Consider the following 21,251-nt stretch of genomic DNA (forward strand, 5'->3'; position numbering starts at 1 on the left):
CTCGTGTGGGCCCTTCGACAGGCTCAGGGGGAGTCCTGCGTCTCGGCGTCCTGGGTCAGCCCTCGAGCCAGAGGGGCACGACCGAGGCGACGACGAGGGCCGCGAGGGTGACGTTCAGGGCGCGCCAGTGGCACGGCCTCGTCAGGAGCCGGGCGACGGCGCCGCCGAGCGAGCACCAGAGCAGCTGGGACAGGCTCGCGCAGACCAGGAAGGCACTGCCGAGCAGCGCGGCGAGCCGGACCGGTCCGTCGACCTGGGCGGCGAACGCCCCCGCCGCGCTCAGGGTGATCGCCCAGGCCTTGGGGTTCAGCCAGAGCAGCAGCACGCCCGTGCGGAACCGCCGCGGCTCAGCCAGCGTCGTGCTGCCCGGCGCGCCGCTGCGGCCGATGGTCCACGCCAGCCACAGCAGGTAGACCGAGCCCAGGACCCGGACGACCAGCTCGAGGTGCGGCACCTCGAAGAGGACGCCGGCCAGCCCGAGGGAGGCGGCGACGGCCAGCGTCGTCAGCCCCGCGGCGATGCCGAGCAGGAGCGGCAGCGAGCGCCGGACCCCGAACTGGACGCCCGAGGCGGTGGCGAGCGTCGTCGCCCCGCCGGGCGAGACGGTGGCGACGAGGACGAAGACGAGGACGGGCAGCAGCACGCGTCCACGGTCCTCGGACGGACGCTCGACCGACAGGTCCTTCTCACGGTAGAACGGTCGTCATGCCTTCAGACTCACGGCGGACGGCGCGTACGACGTCGTCCTCGGACCTGCTGGACGCCGCCAACCTCCAGATCCTCCGCGAGCTGCAGGCTGACCCGCGGGTGTCGATGTCCGAGCTCGCGCGGCGGGTGCGGCGGAGCCCGCCGGCGGTCACCGAGCGCGTCGACCGCCTCCGGCAGGCCGGCGTGATCGCGGGCTGGCGGCTCGAGGTCGACGCGGAGGCCGTCGGGCTGCCGATCACCGCGTACGCGCGGGCGAAGCCGGGTCCGGGTCAGCTCGGCCGGCTCGCCGCCCTGGCCCAGGAGACCCCGGAGGTCACCGAGTGCCACCGGATCACGGGGGACGACTGCTTCCTGATCAAGCTCCACGTGCGGTCGATGGGGCACCTGGCCGACGTCCTCGACCGCTTCTCGGTGCACGGCCAGCTGACGACCTCGATCGTCGTGTCGACCCCCGTCCCGCTACGAGGCGTGGCGCTGCCCGTCGCCGACGCGTGACCCGCGACCGGACGCCGCCCGCTCAGCCCCGCGGGATGCCGCCGAGGGCCGTCCCGTAGCCGTTCTTCCGCCCGGCCCCGGCGGCCTGGGTCCACTGGCCCTGCAGCGCGAGCGGGTTCTGCGGGTTCTCGGTGTCGTAGACGGCGGCACGACCCCGGCCGGAGTCAGCGCCGGGAGCGCCCACGACGACCTGGTTGCTCGCCCGGGTCGCCGCGGTCCCGAAGTGCGCGTCCTTCTGCGGGTCCGGCATGCCGGCGACGGAGGGGAACGAGATGCGCGGCGAGCCCGAGGCGATGTGCTTGAACGCCAGCAGCGCGCCGGCGCCCGTGACCCCGGCGACCTTCCTGCCCGGCATGCCGGCCAGGACGCGGACCGAGGTCGGGGCGTAGCCCAGCGGCACCCAGACCGCGAGGCTGGCCCCGAGCCGGTCCCCGCGCTGCGGGCTCCCGGGGAAGCCGTCCGTGGCCAGGCTGACGGCGTCGCCGTCGCGCAGCGACTGGACGAGCCCGGCGTCGGTCCTGCCGTCCAGGTCCTCTCCGGGCACGCCGATCCAGCCGCCGGCGAGGGAGGAACCGAAGGCGTCGCCCTTCTCGGCCGCGCCCGCGAAACCCTTGGTGTCCTGCGTGACCAGCTCGAAGCCCTGCCCGTCGTCGCGCCTGCCGGTGAGCACGGCACCCGCCCGGGCGTGCCCGTCCACCTTGCGCCCGGGGAGCCCGTACGCGCCCCGGCCGAGGTCGATCGCCGCGCCCAGGTGGTCGCCCCTGCCCGGCTTGCCCGGCACGCCGGGCGAGTCGAGCGTCCGCTCCAGCCGCACCTCCGGGCGGACGTTCAGCAGGGTCGTCATGATCACCACCGCGCCGGCGTCCTTGACCCCGTGGACGTCCTTGTCCGGCGCCCCGACGCCGATCCGGCCGTCGAACCCGTCCGAGTCCCACCACGAGTCGGCGTCGAAGTCCAGCACCGCGCCGAAGTGCGCGCCGGCCTGGGCCGACCCGGGGACGCCGGCGGAGGACTGGGTGAGGGTCTGGTTGTAGACGAGGCCCTGCGGCGAGCCGAGGAAGGTCGCGATGCCTCCCGCGTCGTCGGCCTTGCCCACGTCGAGCCCGGGCACGCCGACGACCAGGTCGTCGTAGACGTCGCCGTTCAGGTGGGCGACGGTGACCGCCGCCCCGAAGCGGTCGCCCGTGTGCGGGGTCGGCAGCTGCAGCTCCTGCGTGCCCTCGACGGCGTCGCAGGCGTAGCGCACCTCGACGGTGCCGGCCCTCGACCGCCCGCCGCGCTCCGCCCCGGGCGCGCCCACGACCACGTCGTTGGCCGCGGGGAGCCCGGCGAAGCTGACGGAGCTCTGGGACTTGTCGCCGCCGTCGGAGAGGCCGCAGCCGAGCACCGGCTGGAGGTTCGTGGGCGGGGCGGCGGCCCGCGGAGCGGCGGCGGCGGTCCCGGCGGGGACCGCGGCCGCCAGGCACAGGGCGAGGACCGCCCACGAGGAGGACCTGGGCATGGGGGCGACTCCGGTGTCGTGGGCGGAACCGCACTGTAAGCGGGTGCGGTGCGCCGCGGAAGTCCCCCCTCCGGGCTACACGGGCGGGCCGGGCTCCGCGTCGGTCCGCGCCTCGATCGCGCTCAGGACCGAGCTCATGTCGTCGCGTGCGTGGCCGAGGTCCACGCTCTCGCCGTAGAGCGCGGCAGCGGCGTCGAGCAGGGGTGTCGCGAGCCCGGCGGCCCGGGCCTCGGCGGCGATCAGCCGGGCGTTGGCGTACGCGTCCTCGGTCGCGGCCTGGACGCCGAACTCGTGCGCGACGAGCTTGGGCACCTTGACCCGCGTGAGGTCGCTGGCCATCTGCCCGGCGTCGATCGCGGCGCCGAAGGTCGTCAGGTCGAGCCCCTGCCGGTCGGCGAAGTGCACGGCCTCGGCGAGCCCGGCCATGGTGACGTCGAGGTAGACGTTGACCGCGAGCTTCATCATCAGCCCGCTCCCGACACCGCCGCAGTCCAGCTGCGCCCGGCACGTCGGGGCGAGCACGCCCCGGACCTCCGCGACGTCGTCGGGGTCGCCGCCGAGCAGGGCGACGAGCGCCCCGGCCTCGGCCGGCCGGCGGGACCCGGAGACCGGCGCCTCGACGTAGCGCCCGCCGGCCGCGGCGACGTCGGCGGCGAGCGCGCGGGAGTGGGCGGGGCTGTTCGACGCCGTCGACACGACCAGGTGGTCCCGGACCAGCCGGGCGAACCCCGGCGTGCCCCGCTGCAGCACCGCGTCGAGGACGGCCTCGCCGACGAGCATCAGGACGACCGTCCGGGCGCGGTCGAACACCTCCTCGACGTCGGCCGCGACCACGGCTCCCGCCGCGCGCAGCGGCTCGGCCCGCTCGGGCGTGCGGTTCCAGACGACGAGGCTCGTGCCCGCGCGGGCCAGGTTCAGGGCCATCGGCTGGCCCATCACGCCGAGCCCGACGAAGCCGACCGGGCCGTCCGGCGGGACGTCAGCCACGGCGGACCTCCCGTGAGGTGGTCGACCGGTCAGCGTCGTCGGGCAGCACGCCCCGACCGTACGAGGACCAGCCCGGCCGACGCCAGGGCCGCGCCGAGCAGCAGGAGCGCGAGGTCCGGCCCGCCGGTGGAGGCGAGCGCGGGGTCGGACCCCCCGCCGTCGGAGGAACCGTCCCCGGAGGTCGAGCCGCCGCCGGCGACCCGCTCGAGCAGGACGAACCCGAGCCCGTCGACGTCCGCGTCGGACACCGCGAACGGCAGGGTCTCCGAGCCCTCGGCCGCGTAGCCCTCCGGCGGGTCGACCACGGCGCTCCACCCCTCGTCGGGCAGGAGACCGTCGACCCGCCACGTCCCGTCCTCCCCGGTGGTGGAGGTCGCGAACGGCTCGCCGTCCGGGTCGAGGACGGTGACGGTCACGTCGGGGAAGGCCATCCCGGCCTCGTCCGTGACCAGGCCCTCCGCCGCGTACGTCGCGGGGGCCGGGGGCAGCCGCAGGACGAAGTCGACGTCGTCGGCCGGGCCGCCCCGCTCGGGCACGGTCAGCCGGCCGCTCGCGTCCCCGACGACCTCCGCGCCCGCGAACGGCTCGACCGTCGCCGTGTAGCTGCCGGGCGGCAGGTCGTCGACCGACCAGCGGCCCCGGGCGTCCGTGGTCGCCACGCGCTCGGTGCCGCCGGGACCCGTCACGACGACGCGGACCCCGGGACGCCCGTCGCCGCCCTCGACGGTGAGGGTGCCGCCCGCGCTGCCGCGCGGGTCGGCGGTGACGGTGAAGTCCTGGTCCACCACCGGTGTCTCGGTGTCGGCGGGCACCGCGAACGCCAGGGGGCCGGACACCGTCGTCCCGTCCGGCGGCGTCGCCGTGAGGGTGTAGCCGTCGCCGACCGGGACCTCGTCGAAGACGTACGCGCCGTCCGCGTCGGTGACCGCCGTCCGGTCCGGGCCCGGCCCGCTCAGCCGCACCTCGACCCCGGGCAGCGGGGTGCCGTCCGGGTCGCGCACGGTGCCGCCGACGGCCACGGGCACGAGCGCCCGCAGCGCGAAGTCGGCGACCTGGTCGTCGTCGCCGAGGTCGACGGCCCGGGTCAGCGGCAGGTCGGAGGTGAGGCCGTCGGGACGTTCGAGCGTGACCCGGTAGCCGTCGTACGTGGCCAGGTCCCCGAAGCGGTAGCGCCCGTCCGCGTCCGTGGTGGTCTCGCCGACCTGGCGCCCGTCGGGCGCGAGCAGGCGGACCGTCAGACCCTCCTCGGCGTCGCCGGGAGCCGTCACCGTGCCGCGCAGCGTGCGGGAGAGCGCGGCGAACCAGGTCTGGTAGACGGGGAAGCCGGCCCGGCGGGTGAAGACGAGGGTCAGCGTGGACAGCGGCACCCGCGGCTCGAACCAGGCGGCCGCCCCGTTGGTGTCGACCGCCCCGACGTTGCCGGTGAGCGTGCCCGTGGTCGGGTCCCAGCGGGGGACGTCTTCGTTCGCGGCGCAGCCGCCCGTGCCGCAGGAGTTGAACGTGGACCGGAAGCCGAGGTCGTCGACCGCGACCGGGGTCCCGCCCGGGCCAGCGGCGGAGACCGTCACCGCGTCGGCGTCGACGTCGCCGAGCACGAAGGTCCAGCCGGTCGACGGGGTCGGCGCGTCGAAGGCGTACGTCGTGGTCGAGGCGCCGGGCACCCCGGCCCCGTTCGCCGTGTAGGGGCGGAGGTTCAGGTAGGGGCGGCCCCTGCTCTGCCCGTAGCGCCCGCCCACGTCGGAGGATGCGGGCAGGAAGGTCGATGCCCCGGACTGGCGACCCACCGCGGAACCGCCGGCCGAGTCGCTCGTGATCGTGGCGGCGGGGAAGCCGGCGGCCCGCTGGCGCAGCGTCCCGGTCCAGCCGTTCGCGGAACCCTCGAAGGTCAGGTCGGCCCAGCCGGCGGACGCGGCCGTCGCGCTCGTCGCCGGCACCAGGAGCCACCCGAGCAGCCCGACGAGGGCGAGCAGGACCGTGGCCCGTGCCCGGGGGATTTGCACGAGAGGCAGCACATCACGGACGCGAGCGCCGCACAATGGTCCGGTGACGACCGAGGCACCGGAGCGGGGGACGCGGGACGCCCGCGCGCGCCGGGCCCGCCGCCGTCGGCCTTCGGCGCTCACGACCCTCGGCGTCGCCCTGCTGGTGGCCGGGCTGGCCTGCCTCGGCTGGGTGGGCTACCAGTACGTGGGCACCAACGTGGTGGCCGAGCGGACGTTCGACCAGCAGACCCAGGGCCTGCGCGAGCAGTGGCGTTCCGCGCCGCCTCCTGCTCCGCCGGCGGGGGACCCCGGCGTGGCCACCGGACGGACCGCGGAGGTGCCCGGCTCGGCCATCGCCCTGCTGCGGGTGCCGCGCTTCGGCGACACCTACGAGGTCCCGGTCGTCGCGGGCACCGACCTGCGCGACCTCTCCCGCGGCGTCGGGCACTACGACGAGACGGCCGCGCCCGGCGAGGTCGGGAACTTCGCGGTCGCCGGCCACCGGGTCACCCATGGCGAGCCGTTCGCCAAGCTGCTGACGCTGCGCAAGGGCGACCGGGTCGTGGTCGAGACGCGGGCGGCGGTGTTCACGTACGTGATGGACACGTCGCCGGCCGACCTCACGGTGGAGGAGACCGCCGGCTGGGTGCTCGACCCGGTCCCCGACCAGCCCGGGGCGGACCCGACCCGGGCGCTCATCACCCTCACCACGTGCCAGGACCTCTTCCACTCACCGGACCGGTCGGTCGGCTTCGGGCACCTCGAGAGCACCCGGAACAAGTAGCGCGTAGTCCTCCAGCTCGATGTCGGTCGCGAACCGGTCCGAGAGCCGCATCAGCGGCGCGAAGAGGAACGAGGTGGAGAACAGCAGGTTCCGCAGGCGCATCCCCAGCCGGGTCCGCGGCGCCAGGATCCTGCCCGCGTTCACCTTCTGCGAGACCTGGGCGTAGCGACGGAACCCCGCCTCGTAGCGCGCGAACGCGACCGCGTGGTCGCCGTCGGCGCGGAGGAGCTCGCCGGCCAGCACGTACGCGCCGACGACCGCCAGCCCGGTGCCGAAGCCGCCGAGCGTGTTGCCGTACGCGGCGTCGCCCAGCAGCGCGACCCGGCCGCTGGTGTAGCGGTCCATCGTCACCCGGCTGATCGAGTCGAGGTAGAACTCGCGCGCCTCCGGGAGCCGGGCGAGCAGCTCGGGCACGCGCCAGCCCGCTCCGCGGTAGGCGTCGGCGACCAGCCGCTGCTGCTGGGCGACGTCGTCGCGGTCGTACGCGAGCGGCGGGGAGGCGAAGACGAAGAAGGCGGGGGCCTTGGGGCCGCCGGTGGCCGCCGTCCGGCCCGGCTCGCTGTAGAGCTCCGACCCGCCCTCGACGTCCAGCTCGGCGAGCGCGTAGTGGTAGCCGAGGTGGCGCACGTAGTCCGTCTCCGGACCGAAGGCCAGCCGGCGGACGTTCGAGTGGAGCCCGTCCGCCCCCACCACGAGGTCGAACGTCTGCGGCCCGCCCCGCTCGAAGGTCACGTCGACGCCGGTCGGCGTCTCGGTCAGCGAGGTGATCGAGTCGCCGAAGACGTAGGTCGTCGTGGCGGCCGTGCGGTCGAGGAGGATCTGCGCCAGGTCGCCGCGGACGATCTCGACGTCGCCCCCGGTGAACTCCGCGGGCACCGTCGCGATCCGGCGGCCCGCCGCGTCCACCACGGTGCCGTCCTCGGAGCCGGTGCGCGCCGCCCGGACCTCGTCGAGGATGCCCATGCGCTCGAGGACGGTGCGGTGCGTCTCGCCCTTGAAGTCCACGGCCTGCCCGCCACGACGCAGCGCGGGGGCCTTCTCGACCACCGTGACGTCGAAGCCGTACCGGGTGAGCCAGAGGGCGAGGGCGGGGCCGGCGATGCTGGCGCCGGAGATCAGGACGCGGGTGCTCTTCACGTCGACGACGCTAGGAGGGCGCGCTGGCAGCGGGCTGACGCGCCGCTGGCACGGGTCAGCGCAGCAGCAGGTCGACCGCGGTCGCCATCGCGCGGCGGTGGTCCGCCCGCGCCTCGACCTGGTGCTTCAGGCCGATCGAGGTGCTGACGAGGGTCCGGGCGAGCGGGACGGCGTCCTGCGGACGCTCGACGGCGAGGGCCTGCGTGACCAGCTCCGCGAACCGCCGGGGCGCGGTCTCCACGACCGGACCCAGCAGGTCGGGGTTGGCGTCGATCACGGCGGTGACGTCGCGGGCCCCGGGGCCGACGTAGCGGCCCGCCCACACGTCGAACGCCTCGACCAGGCGCTCCCGCAGCGGGCGCCTGGTCGCGCCCAGCACGGTCTCGATCTCCGCGAGGTCGTGCTCGAGCGCCCGCGTCACGGCCGCGCGGAACAGGGCGTCCTTGGTGGGGAAGTGGAAGTAGAGGCCGGGCCGGGAGATGCGGGCCTCGCGGGCGACCTCGTCCATCGAGGTCTTCCGGTAGCCGAAGCGGGCGAAGGTCAGCAGGGCGGACTCCAGGACCGCGTCCCGCCGGTCCGAAGCGGTGGACGACGGGGCCTCCGGCGGGGTTCTGCTCACGGGCCGATCGTACGCCGACAGTGGACGGACTATACGGATAGTGCCTGGTCTGTATGGTCGAGCACATGCCTGCCGCTCCCTTGATCACGACCGCCTTCACCGCCGCCAGCACCGCCGACGACGTGCTCGAGGAGGTCGACCTCACCGGGCTCCGGGCCGTGGTCACAGGCGCCTCGTCCGGGCTGGGCGCCGAGACCGCCCGCGCGCTGACCGCGGCCGGTGCGGACGTGACGCTGGCGGTGCGGGACCTCGCCGCCGGTTCCGCGCGCGCGGCGCGGATCGCGGCGTCCACCGGACGCGCTGCCCCGCGGGTGGCCCGGCTCGACCTCGCCGACCAGAGCAGCGTGCGGGGGTTCGTCGAGGCCTGGGCGGGTCCGCTGCACCTGCTCGTCAACAACGCCGGGGTGGTCACGGCCGGGCTCGAGCGCACGCGGGAGGGCTGGGAGCTCCAGCTCGCGACCAACCACCTCGGGCACTTCGCCCTGACCGTCGGCCTGCGCGACGCGCTGGCCCGCGGGGCGGCCGAGCGCGACGGTGCGCGGGTCGTCGCGGTCAGCTCGACCGCGCACATGCGCGCCGGCATCGACTTCGACGACCTCCAGCTCGAGCGGCGGGCGTACGACCCGCAGATCGCCTACGCGCAGTCGAAGACCGCGAACGCCCTGCTCGCCGTGGAGGCGACGCGGCGCTGGGCGTCCGAGGGGATCGTGGCCAACGCGGCGAACCCCGGGGGTGTCGCGACCAGGCTGCAGCGCAGCTTCAGCCCGGGGCAGCGCGCCTCCCTCGACGCCGCCGAGGCCGCCGGGGTGTTCAGCTGGAAGACGGTCGGCCAGGGAGCGGCCACGATCGTCGTCGCCGCGGTCGCCCCCGAGCTCGCCCGCACGGGCGGCCACTACCTCGACGACGGGCGGGAGGCGTACGTCGTGGCGGACGACGCCGACCTCGCGGACCACCCGCACGGGGTCAAGGCGTGGGCGCTCGACCCCGTCGCCGCCGAGCGGCTCTGGACGGTCTCGGCCGACCTGGTCGCGGGCCGCTGACGGCCGTCGGCGTCCGGCGGTCCGTCGTCGGATGTCCACTTCGGGACGTGGCCGCTAGGTGACACCGGTCAGGTCTGTCGCGACGGGCGGGCGCGCCGTACGTTCGTGGTGAGCGGCGAGACGGTCGAACCCCCGAGCGTCCGTCTCGCCGCTCCTCACCCGGTCAGGCCGTGACCTCGAACGTCGCCGTCAGGTCGGCGGCCGAGCTGCCGCCCACCCAGACGTCGAAGGTCGAGGCGTCGAGGACCCAGTCCCGCTCGGCCGCGTTCCAGTAGCGGCGGTGGTCCGGGGTGACCGGGAAGGTCACCGTCCGCGTCTGCCCCGCCCCCACGGCCACCCGCTCGAAGCCCTTGAGCTCGCGCACCGGTCGCGACGCCCGGCCGTGCTGCTGGTGCAGGTAGAGCTGGACCACCTCGTCGGCGTCGAGGTCTCCGGTGTTCGTCACCTCGACGGAGACGCTGACGGTCCCGTCGACCCCGACCGAGGTGGCGTCGAGCGCCAGCCCCGCGTACGTGAACGAGGAGTACGACAGCCCGTGGCCGAAGGGGAACAGCGGCGTGCTCTCCTCGTCCCAGTAGCGGCGCCCCTGGTTCTGGGGCTCGTGGGAGACGGTGTGGGCGTAGAAGAGCGGGACCTGCCCCACGGTCCGCGGCCAGGTGAAGGGGAGCTTGCCGCCCGGGACCGCGTCGCCGACGAGCAGGTTGGCCACGGCCGCGCCGCCCTGGGTGCCCGGGTACCAGACGTCGAGGATCGCCGGCACGTGCTCGGCCGCCCACCGCAGGTCGAGCGGGCGGCCGTTCATGACCACGGCCACCGTCGGCGTGCCCGTGGCGACGACCGCCTGGAGCAGCTCCAGCTGCCGGCCCGGGAGCTCCAGCGAGGAGCGGGACGCGGCCTCGCCGATCATGTTCTGCCACTCGCCGACGACGACCACCGCGACCTCCGCGGCGGCCGCGAGGTCCACGGCCTCCTGCAGCTCGGCCTCGTCGTCGAAGTCGACGGGGTCGACCGGGGCGTTGTCGCCCCACATGTCGAACATCGACGGGAAGGTCCGCTGCCCGGGCCGGACGCCCGGGAGGAAGTCGACCTGGACGCCGTCGCCGAGCCGGTCGCGCAGGCCGGCCAGGATCGTCACCGTCTCGTCGTTGTCCTGGTCGAAGACCCACGGCCCGATCGTGTCGCGCCGCGAGTCCGCCAGGGGACCGAGCACGGCGACGGTGCCGAGCGCCGCGGGGTCGAGCGGCAGCAGCCCGCCCTCGTTGCGCAGCAGCACGGCCGAGCGTTCCGCGGCGAGGCGGGCCACGTCGCGGTGGGCCGGGTCGGCGAGCACCTCGGCGGCGCGCGCCTCGTCGACGTACGGGTCCTCGAACAGGCCGAGCCGGATCTTCGTCGCCAGCACCCGGCGGACGCAGACGTCCAGCGCGGCCTCGTCGACGAGCCCGGCGGCGACCGCCTCGGGCAGGTGCGCGTACGCGGGGTCGGTGACCGCCATCTCGAGGTCGAGGCCGGTGCCGAGGGCCCGGGCGGCCGCGTCCGTGAGGTCGGTGGCGAAGCCGTGCGTGAGCAGGCTGCGCACGGCGTTCGCGTCGCTGACCAGGAAGCCGTCGAACCCGAGCTCGCCGCGCAGCACGTCGGCGAGCAGCCAGTGGTTGCCGGTGGCCGGGACGCCGTTGAGGTCCATGTAGGCCGTCATGACGTTCCCGGCGCCGGCCTCGAGGGCGGCGCGGAAGGGCGGGAGGTAGATGTTCCAGAAGTCGTGGTCGGAGAGGCTGACCTCGTCGTAGTCACGGCCGCCGGCGGCCGCGCCGTAGCCCGCGAAGTGCTTGGGCCCGGCGATGACGCGCTCCGGGGCGCCGATCGCGCCGCCCTGGAACCCGCGCACCTGCGCGGCGGCGACGGCCGCGCCGAGGAACGGGTCCTCGCCGGCGCCCTCGACGATCCGGCCCCAGCGCGGGTCGCGGGCGATGTCGACCATCGGCGCGAACGTCCAGTGGATGCCGACGGCGCGGGCCTCGCGGGCCGCGACGGCCTGGCTGCGCTCGATGGTCGGCGGGTCCCACGAGGCGGCGAGGGCGATCGGCACCGGCAGGATCGTGCGCAGGCCGTGGATGACGTCGAAGCCGAAGAGCAGCGGGATCCCGAGGCGGCTGCCCTCCGCCGCGAGGCGCTGCAGCCGGTTGGTCTGCGCCGGGTCGGTGACGAAGAGCAGCGACCCCGCCCCGCCCCGGCCGAGCGCCTGCTCGACGTCGCCGGGCTGGTCGTCGCCGACCCCGATCCCAGCGCCGACCTCCGGGTCGGCGAGCGACCCGAAGTAGAAGAGCTGGGTCAGCTGGCCCGCCTTCTCCTCGAGGCTCAGCTGCGCCAGCAGCTCCTCGACCCGGGCGTCCACCGCGCCCTGGTCCGTGTCCGCCGTGCTCGGTGCCATCGCGCGTCTCCCTCGTCGCCGGATGCTGCTGGAGGACCCATCGTGCCAACCCCCGCGGGCCGTCACGGAGGCGGGCGACGGCCCGCATCCCTGCCCCCACACGGATGCTGAACTAAGACTGAGAAGTTTGGGTTTCTGTCTTAGGATGGTGCGCAGTGCGACGGGGCGACGCGCGACTGGCCGCATCTTTGAAGGGACACACCTCGTGGAAGGTGTCTGGAGCTACCTCCGGCGCAAGCCGCTGCAGCGTCGCGTGACCGTCCTGATGACCATCGCCGTGGCGGTCGCCATCCTCCTCTCGAACGTCGCGGGCTACGTCGCCCTGCGCACCACGCTCTTCCAGGCCTCCCAGTCCATCGCCCTCAGCATCGCCAACGACCTGGTCGCCCCGGCCTCGGCGAGCATCCGGCAGTCGGGCCAGCTGAGCACCGAGGTCCAGCAGGCCGGCGGGGTCATCGTCGAGGCCGTCGGTGCCGACGGCACCGTCGCCCGCGTGCCCGGCGAGGTCAACGCCCTGGTGATCGAGCCCGGCGACCTCGCGTCGGCGGTGGCCGACGGCCCCACCGGGCGCCGGATGGGCGTCGACGACGCCGGCCGCCCGTACGTGGTCGTGTCGGTCCCGCTCGGCACCACCGGCTACGCCCTGGTCGTCGCCCGGCCCCTGGCGACCGTCCTCGGGATCCTCGAGACCGAACGGCTGATCCTGCTCCTCGTCATCGGCGCCAGCATCCTCGCGGCGGCGGTCATCTCGGGCTTCGTCGCCCGCTCGAGCCTGCGGCCGGTCCGCCAGCTCACGGCGGCCGTCGAGCACGTGACCGACACCAAGGACTTCCAGCCCATCTCCGTCCGCTACGTCGCCGGCGACCTCGCGACCCTCGCGGCGGCCTTCAACCAGCTGCTCCGCTCGGTCACCCGGATGCGCGAGCGGCAGTCACGCCTCGTCGCGGACGCCGGTCACGAGCTGCGCACGCCGCTGACGAGCCTCACCACCAACGTGGACCTCCTCGCCCGGGACCTGAACGCGGACCACCTGACCACGGCCCAGAAGGGCGCGATCCTCGGCGACGTCCGCGCGCAGCTCGCCGAGCTGACCGACCTCGTCGGCGACCTCGTGCAGCTGTCCCGCGACGACTCGGCCGGCGCCTTCCGCCCGGTCGACCTCCGCGACGTCGTCGGTGCGGCGGTCGAGCGCGTCCGGCGCCGGGCGGGGGACCGGGTGCTCGACGTGCAGCTCGACGAGCTCCACATGGTCGGCGACCCCGACGGTCTCGAGCGCACGGTGACCAACCTGCTCGACAACGCGGTGAAGTGGAGCCCGGCCGGCAGCACCGTCCGGGTGCGGCTGCAGGGCAACCGGCTCCGCGTCTCCGACTCCGGTCCCGGCATCCCCGAGGCCGACCTCCCCTACGTCTTCGACCGCTTCTTCCGGGGCGAGACCGCCCGCAAGACGCACGGCACGGGCCTCGGCCTGTCGATCGTGGCCAAGACGGTCGAGGACCACGGGGGGACCGTGACGGCCGGACGCAGCGACGACGGCGGCGCGGAGTTCACCGTGCAGCTCCCCGGCGTCACCAGCCGTGAGGCGCTGCCCGGCGTGCTCGTCCCGTCCGCCTGAGGCTGGCCGGCACCTCCGTGCACGTCTGCCCGAACGACGGCCCCCGCCGGTGAAGAGGACCTGGACCTACCTCTGGGACCACCCGCTGCAGCGTCGCATCTCGCTCCTCACCACGGTCGCGGTCGCCCTGGCCGTCATCCTCTTCAGCGCGGTCGGCTACCTCACGCTGCGCGTGACCCTGCACCGCACGTCCGAGTCGATCGCGCTCGCCGTCGCCCGCGACCTGGCGCCCGCGGCCACCGACGACCTCCTCGGCACCGGGCGGCTCTCGCCCGACCTGCGCCAGGCCGGCGGGGTCGTCGTCGAGGCGGTCGACGCCCAGGGCCGCGTGCTGCGGCTCGACGGCCAGGTCGACGAGCTCGTCCTGAGCCCCCGCGACCGGACGGCCGCCGGGCCGGAGGGCCGGACGACGCGACGGTCCGGCACCGCGGCGTCGGGGCACCCGTACGCGATCGTGTCCGTCCCGCTGCCGGGGACGTCGTACGCCCTCGTGGTCGGCCGGACGCTCGCGCCGGTGGAGGAGATCCTGCGGGTGCAGCGGCTCATCCTGCTCACCATCAGCCTGGCCAGCATCGTCGCGGCGGCGGTCGCCGGCTTCCTCGTCGGCCGGGCCGGGCTGCGGCCGGTGCGGCAGCTCACCGAGGCCGTCGAGCACGTGACGGCGACCCAGGACCTGCAGCCGGTCTCCGTCCGCTACGCCCGGGGCGACCTCGCGACCCTGGCCGCCTCGTTCAACCTGATGCTGGCCTCGCTGACCCGCACCCGGAACCGCCAGGCGCGCCTCGTGGCCGACGCGGGCCACGAGCTGCGGACCCCGCTCACCAGCCTCCGCACCAACGTCGACCTGCTCGCCTCGGACGTGCGGCGCGACCGCCTCACCGTCGACGCGCGGGAGGCGGTCCTGGCCGACCTGCAGGGCCAGCTCGGCGAGCTGAACGACATGATCGGCGACCTCGTCCACGTGACCCGCGAGGACGGCGCGGCGTCGGTCGCCCCGCTCGACGTCCGCGACGTCGTGGGGACCTCGGTCGAGCGGGTCCAGCGCCGCGCCCAGGGCGTGACCTTCGACGTGGACCTCGACCCGCTCTTCGTCGTGGCCAACGCGGAGGCGCTCGGTCGGGCCGTCACGAACCTGCTCGACAACGCCGTCAAGTGGAGCCCGCCCGGCGCGACCGTGCGGGTGCGGCTCGAGGGCAACCGGCTCCGGGTGTCGGACGCCGGCCCGGGCATCCCGGAGGCCGATCTGCCCTACGTGTTCGACCGCTTCTTCCGCGGCGAGTCGGCCCGCAGGACCAAGGGCACCGGCCTCGGCCTGGCCATCGTGGCCAAGGCCGTCGAGGAGATGGGCGGCACCGTGTCCGCGGGCCGCTCGGCCGAGGGCGGTGCCGAGCTCACGCTGCAGCTGCCGGGCGTCACCAGCCGCGAGGCCGTCTCCAGCCTGCTCGTCCCGGCTGCGTCCTAGCCCCCGACGACCGGGACCGGCTCACCAGCCCGTGTCGAGCAGCGAGTTGACCATGACCGCCCAGCCGGCGGTCAGGACGAGGGCCACGGCGGCGGTCCGCCGGTCGCGGACCAGGGCCAGGGCGACGTACGCGGCGACGCCGAAGGTCAGCCAGATCCGCTCGGTCTCCGCCTTGGACATCGCCGACAGGTCCGCCACCAGGGCCGCGGCGGTGCCGGCCGCGCTCAGCAGCGCCACCACGACGTCCTGCGTCCAGCCGAGCCGGCGCGAGCGGAGCAGCACGCCGACCGCGCGCACCACCCCGTACGCGAGCAGCGGCGACCAGGCGACCAGCCAGGCGGCGAGGTTGGCCCAGACGAAGTAGGAGTACGGCCGGTCCGACGCCGTCTGCTGGTAGTAGCGGACCCGCAGCCGGGCGAGCCCCTCGAACCAGCTGAAGCCGAACGCGAAGTGGGCCGCGGCCACGAGGGCCACGCCGGCGGTGCTGACCAGCCACGGCCGCAGCACCGCGCGCAGACCGACGCCGCGGGCGGTGACGACGACGGCGGCGAGCACGACGAGCCCGAACAGGACCAGGCCGTAGTTCAGGTAGATCGCCGCGCCGAGCAGCACGCCCCCGGCCAGGCTCGAGCCGAGCCGCGGGCGCCCGTGCGCGAGGTTCGCGCCGCGGCAGGCCAGGGCGAGCCCGCCGACCGCGACCCCCGCGAACAGCCCGTCCGCCGACACCGCCATCCAGACGGCGCCGGGGAGCAGGGCCGCGAACGGCACCAGCCGGCGCGCGGCGTCCGGCGCCCCGAGCTCGCGGAGGACGACCGGCAGCCCGACCGCCGCGGCAGAGGACACGAGGATGCAGAGCAGCCCGGCCCAGAAGCCGCCGCCCAGCCCGACCTGGGCGAGCACCCAGAAGAGCAGGGTCGCGAGCGGCGGGTGCGCGGCGACGTGGGTCGTCCAGGCGTTGGTGCCGTCGACGTCGCCGCCGAAGGCGATGTAGTGGCTGAACGTCCGCAGGAACTCGCCCGGCCCGGTGATCCGCGGCAGGTCGTGCAGGTACTCGTTGGGGTTGGTGAGCACCTCCGTCCAGCCCTTGGCCAGGCCGTCGATCATGACCAGCGAGACCATCCAGGCGAGGGCGAGCAGCCACCCGGCCAGCAGCAGGTGGCCCCACCGCAGCCGCGGTGCATTGCGCTGCAGGAGGAGCGCGAGCAGCAGGCAGAGCACGGTCAGCGGGGTGCCGACGCCGACGTGCGGGTGCCAGAAGGCGAGCAGCGGCGGGTAGGGCAGCACGATGGGCAGACCGCGGGCGTTCAGGTCCTGCCCGACGAGCATCGAGAGCCGGATCAGCACCAGCGCGGCCACGACGGCCACCAGCGCCGTCCAGCGCCGGCCCGGGGCGGCGAGGTCGGGCAGCACGTCCTGCGTACGGGGCGGGCGTGCGGCGGTTCCGGCGACGCTCGGACGGGGCACGGGTCTCATCTCGTCGCAGCGGCTCGGGGCGTCCCGCGCGGACCCGGGAACGGGCCCAGCCTATATTTCGTCGTGAGCGACCGATCTCGTGCCGCTGCTCGGACCGACATCCCCCGGAAGGCCCGACCCTGTCCCGTCGTACGCACGGCTGCGCGCCGTGACCGATCCCGTCCCCGGCGCCCTGGACGTCACCGTCGTGCTGCCCTGCCTGGACGAGGCGGCCGCCCTGCCCGGCGTGCTGGCCGCGGTCCCGGCGGGCTGGCAGGCCCTGGTGGTCGACAACGGCTCGTCCGACGGCAGCCCGGAGCTGGCCGCCCGTCTCGGCGCCCGCGTGGTGCACGAGGCCCGGCGCGGCTACGGGGCCCCCGTGCACACCGGCATCGAGGCCGCCACGACCGAGCTGGTCGCGGTGATCGACTGCGACGGTTCGCTGGACCCGGCCGAGCTCGTCGGCCCGGCCGGCCTGGTCGCCCGCGGCGAGGCCGACCTCGTGGTCGGGCGCCGCCGGGTCGTCCAGTCCCGGTCGTGGCCCTGGCACGCACGCGCCGGGAACGCGGTCCTGGCCGGGCTGATCCGCGCGTCGACCGGCGTCGCGGTCCACGACATCGCCCCCGTCCGCGTCGCCCGCCGCCAGGCGCTGCTCGACCTCGGCATCACGGACCGGCGGTTCGGCTACCCGCTGGAGACCGTGCTCGCCGCCGCGCACGCCGGCTGGCGCGTCGTCGAGGTCGACGTCACCTACCGGCGCCGGACCCTCGGCGGGCGGTCGAAGGTGAGCGGCTCGGTCCGCGGGACGCTGCGCGTGCTGCACGACTTCACCGAGGTGCTCCGGCGCCGGCGCCGACCGCCGGCACGGGAGGTTCATCCGAACCCGCCGACGACTCCGAACCCTCTGACGTGACGCCCCCAGCACCGTCGGTCCCCGCCCGCCCGCCGGCGGCCACGTTCGTGGTCCTGGCCAAGGCGCCGGTGCCCGGGCTGGTCAAGACCCGGCTGACCTCCGCCTACTCCGACCACGAGGCCGCCGCGCTCGCCGCGGCCGCGCTGCTCGACAGCCTCGACGCCGTACGGGCCGCCGTCGCGCTCGCCGGGCCGGGGGAGCGCCGCCTCGTCTGCGCGCTCACCGGTGACCTGGACGCCGCGGCCGCACCGGTCGCGCTGGGCGCCGGGCTGGAGGAGTTCCGGGTGGTGGCCCAGCGCGGCGAGGGCCTCGGCGAACGCATCGCGCACGCCCACGCCGACGCCGCGGCGAGCGGGAACGAGGACGCGGCCGCTGACCTGGACGGGGCGACGGTGCAGATCGGCATGGACACCCCGCAGGTCGACCCGGCGGTGCTGGCTGCCGCCGCCGACCGCGTCACGGTGCCGGACGGGCCCGACGCGGTCCTCGGGGCGGCGGCGGACGGGGGCTGGTGGCTGCTCGCGCTGCGCCGGGCCGCCGACGCACGGCTCGTCGCGCCCGTCCCGATGTCGACGCCGGAGACCGGCCGGCTGACCCGCCGCGCCCTGGAGGACGCGGGGCTGCGGGTCGAGGCGGCGCCGGTGCTGTCCGACGTGGACGAGCCGGGCGACGTGGTGCGGGTGGCCGCGAGCTGCCCGGACAGCCGGTTCGCCGCGCTGGCCGGCGTGCTGGGCGGCCGGGCGGCGGTGGCCTCGTGACGCAGCCCGAGGCCTTCTTCGAGCCCGGCTTCGCCGAGGGGCGTGCCCAGCTGCACACGCGCGACGGGGGGATCTGGGAGCTGCCGGTCCCGCGCTGGTCGGCCGACGCCGGTCCCGGCGACCTCCGGCTGCTCGCCCGCTGCTCCGGCGCCACGCTCGACGTCGGCTGCGGCCCGGGCCGGATGGCGGCGGCCCTCTCCGGCCGCGGAGTCCGCGCGCTCGGCGTCGACGTCTCGCCGTCGGCCGTCGCGATGGCCCGCTCGCGCGGGGCGACCGCGCTGAACCGCGACATCTTCTCCCTCGGCGGCGGGCGCCGATGGCAGCACATCCTGCTCGTGGACGGCAACGTCGGGATCGGCGGAGACCCCGTCCGCCTGCTCTGGCGCTGCCGCGACCTGCTGCTGCCCGGCGGCACGGTCCTGGTCGACGTCGCCGCGCCCGGCGAGGGCCTGCGCGTGACGACCGCGCGGCTCGTCGGCGCGGCCGGTGCCGGCGGCTGGTTCGCCTGGGCGGTGCTCGGCTTCGACGCGCTCGAGGTCGTCGCTGCCGCGGCCGGTCTCCGGGTGGCCGAGACCTGGTTCATCGAGGACGAGCAGCGCTGGCAGGCCGAGCTCGTGCACGCCGACGCGTGGGCCGCGCCGGGGCGGGTCGCATGAGGGTCCTGCTGACCGGCGGGGCCGGCTTCATCGGGACGCACGTCCGCCGCCGCCTCGAGGCCGCCGGGCACGAGCCGGTGGTCTTCGACCGCGCGGTCGACCCGCTCGACGACGTCCGCGACCTCGACCGCGTACGGGGCGCGCTGACGGGCTGCGACGCGCTCGCGCACCTCGCCGCCAAGGTCGGGCTGGGCCTCGACATCGACGACATCGACGACTACAGCAGCCACAACGACGTCGGGACGGCCGTCGTGCTCCGGGCCGCGGCCAACGTCGGGGTGGGGCGGGTCGCGTACGCGTCCTCGATGGTCGTCTACGGCGAGGGCGCCTACACCTGCCCGGTGCACGGGCCGACGAGCCCGCCGCCGCGGCGGGTGGCCGACCTCGACGCCGGCCGCTTCGACCCGCTCTGCCCGCGCTGCGGCTCCGACCTGGTGCCCGGCCTGGTGCCCGAGAGCGCCCCGATGGACCCGCGGAACGTCTACGCCGCCACCAAGACCCACGGTGAGCACCTGGCCGCGGCCTGGTCGCGGGAGACGGAGGGTTCGGTGGCGGCGCTGCGGTTCCACAACGTCTACGGACCCGGCATGCCGCGCAACACCCCGTACGCGGGCGTCGCGTCGCTCTTCGCCAGCGCGATCAACCGTGGCGAGGCGCCGCGCGTCTACGAGGACGGCGGGCAGCGGCGCAACTTCGTGCACGTGGACGACGTCGCGGCGGCCGTCGTCGCCGCGCTCGAGGCGGAGCTCGCCCCGGGCGTGACGCCGCTCAACGTCGGGTCGCCGGACGTCACGACCGTCGGCGGCATGGCGTCGATCCTCAGCCGCGAGCTCGGCGGCCTCGAGCCCGTCGTCACGGGGCAGTACCGGCTCGGCGACGTCCGGCACATCACCGCCGACTGCACCGCGGCCGAGCGGGTCCTGGGCTGGCGGGCCGTCCAGCCGCTGAGCAGCATCGCCGAGCTGGGGCGCTGAGGCCCCGCCGCCGCGGTTCGGCGGCCGGGCTCACTGCAGGTGGTCCAGGTCCCGGCGCAGCTCGCGCTTGGTGTGGGTCAGCAGCTCGTGCACGGCGTCCTCGATCTTGCCGTGGGTGGCTCCGCCGGCGAGGTCGTGCTTGCCCGCCGCCAGCGCGGGGTCGATCGTGATCCCGTCGTTGAAGAGGTCGACGAGCCGCGGGTCCACGTAGGAGCTGCGCGCGACCGCCGGGGTGTTGCCGAGGTAGGTCGACACCGCCTTCATGACCGAGCTGACCGCCCTCTTCTTCTTCGAGTCGCTGAGCTGCGGCTCGAAGCGCTCGGCCAGCTCGACGGCGGCGATCACGGTGCCGTGCCAGGTGCGGAAGTCCTTGGCCGACACCTCGCCCTCGACGATGTCCTTGATGTAGGCGTTGATCTCGGTCGACGTGACGTCGTGCCACGCGCCGTCCTCGCCCTGGTACGCGAGCAGCTCGGGGTTGTCGTCGTCGCGCTCCACGAGTGCCCGGACGGCCTCGTTCACCGGCTGGTCGACGAGCGCGATGTAGCGCTCCTTGCCCGACTTGGCGATGTAGTCGAAGACCACCTGCTTGCCCTCGAAGGACACGTGCTCGCGCCGGATGGTGGCGAGGCCGTAGCTGTGGTTCTCCTCGGCGTACGCCTCCCCGCCGATCCGGAAGAAGCCCAGGTCGAGCAGCCGGAAGGCCGCCCCCAGGGCCCGCTCCCGCGGCATGCCGTCGAGGCGGAGGTGCTTGCCGGCGCGTCGGCGTGCGGTCGGCAGGTTCTGCGCGGCCTCGAGGACGCGCTCGTGCTTGGCGGCGTCCCGCTTGATCCGCCAGTACTCGTGGTAACGGTACTGCCGCCGGCCGGCCTCGTCGGTGCCGACGGCCTGGATGTGGCCGTTGGGCAGCGGGCAGATCCAGACCTCCTCCCAGGCCGGGGGGATGACGAGCGAGATGCAGCGCTCGGCGTCGGGTCCGGTGAGCTCGGCGCCCTCGAGGTCGAGGTAGACGAAGTCCCTGGTGGGGTCCGGGGGGACGCGTCGACGCGTCCAGCCGGGCTTGGACGGGGACACGGTGCGTAGGCGGACCACGTGCCCTTGTTACCCGGTGATCCCCAGCCGTACGCGACCGCCGGGCCGCCGGTCCGGCCCGGGACGTCGTGACGCCGGGAACTGTCGGAGGGCCCGCCTAGGTTGGGCGGCATGAGCGACACCGCATCGACCGCCAACCGCGACCAGGACTCGACCGCACCCGAGGGCGAGTTCACCTCCGAGACCAGCCAGGCCGCCGCCGAGGAGACCTCCGAGGTCCAGGCCTCCCCCGAGCACAACGAGGAGGTGCTCGGCGCCTCGGGTTCCGGGGACCCGTCCCTGGAGAAGGACCCCAGCGAGTGGGTGACCGGCGGCGACCCGATCACCTCCGCGCAGAAGAGCTACCTCGACACCCTCGCCCGCCAGGCCGGCGAGGAGATCCCCGCCGACATCACCAAGGGCGAGGCCTCCGAGCAGATCGAGCGGCTCCGCAAGGAGACCGGCAAGGACTGATCTTCCGGGTTTCCGGAGCGCCAGCGACGGGAACCCATGCGGGCGTGTGGGGGTCGTCCTCACGGAGACGCCTGCTGGGTTCCCGGAGCGGTAGCGACGGGCATCCACGCGCGGGTCTGCGTCTCGACCTGCACCTCGGGTTTCCGGAGCGCTAGCGACGGGAACCCACGCGGGGGGTGTGGGGGGTCGTCCCCCCAC

The 21,251-nt window shown here is 75.2% G+C and carries 19 protein-coding genes; 10 read left to right on the forward strand and 9 right to left on the reverse strand.

Translation table 11 applies throughout. The annotated features are described in order from the left end of the window. Window positions 1-55 precede the first annotated feature (55 nt). Window positions 56-643, reverse strand: a complete 588-nt coding sequence (locus ABD665_RS11830; RefSeq protein ID WP_204910482.1) for a LysE family transporter — start codon at window positions 641-643, stop codon at window positions 56-58. A 62-nt stretch (window positions 644-705) separates the two neighbouring features. Between ABD665_RS11830 and ABD665_RS11835 the strand changes: the two genes are divergently transcribed. Further along, window positions 706-1,203, forward strand: coding sequence for a winged helix-turn-helix transcriptional regulator (locus ABD665_RS11835; RefSeq protein WP_204910481.1), 498 nt, complete (start codon window positions 706-708; stop codon window positions 1,201-1,203). Window positions 1,204-1,225: 22 nt separating this feature from the next. On the opposite strand, the gene ABD665_RS11840 is transcribed toward ABD665_RS11835, so the two are convergent. The 3 genes from ABD665_RS11840 to ABD665_RS11850 form a co-directional block, all read right to left on the reverse strand. Next, window positions 1,226-2,704, reverse strand: a complete 1,479-nt coding sequence (locus tag ABD665_RS11840) for a hypothetical protein (protein ID WP_204910480.1) — start codon at window positions 2,702-2,704, stop codon at window positions 1,226-1,228. A gap of 75 nt (window positions 2,705-2,779) precedes the next feature. Continuing rightward, on the reverse strand, window positions 2,780-3,691 hold the full coding sequence (locus tag ABD665_RS11845; protein ID WP_204910479.1) for an NAD(P)-binding domain-containing protein: 912 nt from the start codon (window positions 3,689-3,691) through the stop codon (window positions 2,780-2,782). Between the two features lie 29 nt (window positions 3,692-3,720). Beyond that, window positions 3,721-5,691, reverse strand: a complete 1,971-nt coding sequence (locus ABD665_RS11850; RefSeq protein ID WP_204910478.1) for a carboxypeptidase regulatory-like domain-containing protein — start codon at window positions 5,689-5,691, stop codon at window positions 3,721-3,723. A gap of 43 nt (window positions 5,692-5,734) precedes the next feature. Between ABD665_RS11850 and ABD665_RS11855 the strand changes: the two genes are divergently transcribed. Beyond that, window positions 5,735-6,457 carry a class E sortase gene (locus ABD665_RS11855; protein ID WP_204910477.1) on the forward strand — a complete coding sequence of 241 codons (723 nt, stop codon included), beginning with the start codon at window positions 5,735-5,737 and terminating at the stop codon, window positions 6,455-6,457. Here the strand turns inward: ABD665_RS11855 and ABD665_RS11860 are convergent. Next, entirely contained in the window at window positions 6,404-7,594 is a 1,191-nt protein-coding gene (locus tag ABD665_RS11860) for an FAD-dependent monooxygenase (RefSeq protein WP_204910476.1), read from the reverse strand. The two genes, ABD665_RS11855 and ABD665_RS11860, sit on opposite strands and share 54 nt — an antisense overlap. Before the next feature lie 55 nt (window positions 7,595-7,649). Then, window positions 7,650-8,213 (reverse strand): TetR family transcriptional regulator, encoded by a 564-nt coding sequence (locus ABD665_RS11865; RefSeq protein ID WP_204910475.1) that lies wholly within the window; start codon window positions 8,211-8,213, stop codon window positions 7,650-7,652. A 65-nt stretch (window positions 8,214-8,278) separates the two neighbouring features. On the opposite strand from ABD665_RS11865, the gene ABD665_RS11870 reads away from it, so the two are divergent. Then, window positions 8,279-9,253 carry an SDR family NAD(P)-dependent oxidoreductase gene (locus ABD665_RS11870; RefSeq protein WP_204910474.1) on the forward strand — a complete coding sequence of 325 codons (975 nt, stop codon included), beginning with the start codon at window positions 8,279-8,281 and terminating at the stop codon, window positions 9,251-9,253. A 163-nt stretch (window positions 9,254-9,416) separates the two neighbouring features. Here ABD665_RS11870 and ABD665_RS11875 read toward each other — a convergent pair whose 3' ends face one another. Then, window positions 9,417-11,678: a glycoside hydrolase family 3 N-terminal domain-containing protein gene (locus tag ABD665_RS11875; protein WP_204910473.1), complete on the reverse strand. Its 2,262-nt coding sequence runs from the start codon at window positions 11,676-11,678 to the stop codon at window positions 9,417-9,419. A 205-nt stretch (window positions 11,679-11,883) separates the two neighbouring features. Here ABD665_RS11875 and ABD665_RS11880 point away from each other — a divergent pair, with 205 nt between their 5' ends. Continuing rightward, window positions 11,884-13,293: an ATP-binding protein gene (locus ABD665_RS11880; protein WP_204910472.1), complete on the forward strand. Its 1,410-nt coding sequence runs from the start codon at window positions 11,884-11,886 to the stop codon at window positions 13,291-13,293. A 49-nt stretch (window positions 13,294-13,342) separates the two neighbouring features. Next, a complete protein-coding gene (locus ABD665_RS11885) occupies window positions 13,343-14,755 on the forward strand; it encodes an ATP-binding protein (protein ID WP_204910471.1) in 1,413 nt (470 codons plus the stop codon). A gap of 21 nt (window positions 14,756-14,776) precedes the next feature. Here ABD665_RS11885 and ABD665_RS11890 read toward each other — a convergent pair whose 3' ends face one another. Further along, window positions 14,777-16,219 (reverse strand): hypothetical protein, encoded by a 1,443-nt coding sequence (locus tag ABD665_RS11890; protein WP_204910470.1) that lies wholly within the window; start codon window positions 16,217-16,219, stop codon window positions 14,777-14,779. A gap of 157 nt (window positions 16,220-16,376) precedes the next feature. Here ABD665_RS11890 and ABD665_RS11895 point away from each other — a divergent pair, with 157 nt between their 5' ends. Genes ABD665_RS11895 through ABD665_RS11910 form a run of 4 tightly spaced genes read left to right on the forward strand, consistent with a single transcriptional unit; the run spans window position 16,377 to window position 19,508 of the window. Continuing rightward, entirely contained in the window at window positions 16,377-17,120 is a 744-nt protein-coding gene (locus ABD665_RS11895; RefSeq protein ID WP_344742397.1) for a glycosyltransferase family 2 protein, read from the forward strand. Beyond that, window positions 17,117-17,878 carry a DUF2064 domain-containing protein gene (locus tag ABD665_RS11900; protein WP_204910469.1) on the forward strand — a complete coding sequence of 254 codons (762 nt, stop codon included), beginning with the start codon at window positions 17,117-17,119 and terminating at the stop codon, window positions 17,876-17,878. Before ABD665_RS11895 ends, ABD665_RS11900 begins: the two co-directional genes overlap by 4 nt. Next, complete coding sequence (locus tag ABD665_RS11905) at window positions 17,875-18,534, forward strand: methyltransferase domain-containing protein (protein ID WP_204910468.1); 660 nt, start codon at window positions 17,875-17,877, stop codon at window positions 18,532-18,534. The genes ABD665_RS11900 and ABD665_RS11905 overlap by 4 nt, the downstream gene beginning before the upstream one ends. Then, window positions 18,531-19,508, forward strand: coding sequence for an NAD-dependent epimerase/dehydratase family protein (locus ABD665_RS11910; RefSeq protein ID WP_204910467.1), 978 nt, complete (start codon window positions 18,531-18,533; stop codon window positions 19,506-19,508). Before ABD665_RS11905 ends, ABD665_RS11910 begins: the two co-directional genes overlap by 4 nt. 30 nt (window positions 19,509-19,538) lie before the next feature. On the opposite strand, the gene ABD665_RS11915 is transcribed toward ABD665_RS11910, so the two are convergent. Beyond that, the gene (locus ABD665_RS11915) at window positions 19,539-20,600 is read right to left on the reverse strand and encodes a DNA topoisomerase IB (protein WP_204910466.1); all 1,062 of its coding nucleotides are present in this window, start codon (window positions 20,598-20,600) and stop codon (window positions 19,539-19,541) included. Window positions 20,601-20,711: 111 nt separating this feature from the next. On the opposite strand from ABD665_RS11915, the gene ABD665_RS11920 reads away from it, so the two are divergent. Next, window positions 20,712-21,053 carry a DUF3072 domain-containing protein gene (locus ABD665_RS11920; RefSeq protein WP_204910465.1) on the forward strand — a complete coding sequence of 114 codons (342 nt, stop codon included), beginning with the start codon at window positions 20,712-20,714 and terminating at the stop codon, window positions 21,051-21,053. Window positions 21,054-21,251 lie beyond the last annotated feature (198 nt).

Origin of the sequence: Microlunatus spumicola (genome assembly GCF_039536445.1) — a bacterium.
GTDB classification, from domain to species: domain Bacteria; phylum Actinomycetota; class Actinomycetes; order Propionibacteriales; family Propionibacteriaceae; genus Microlunatus; species Microlunatus spumicola.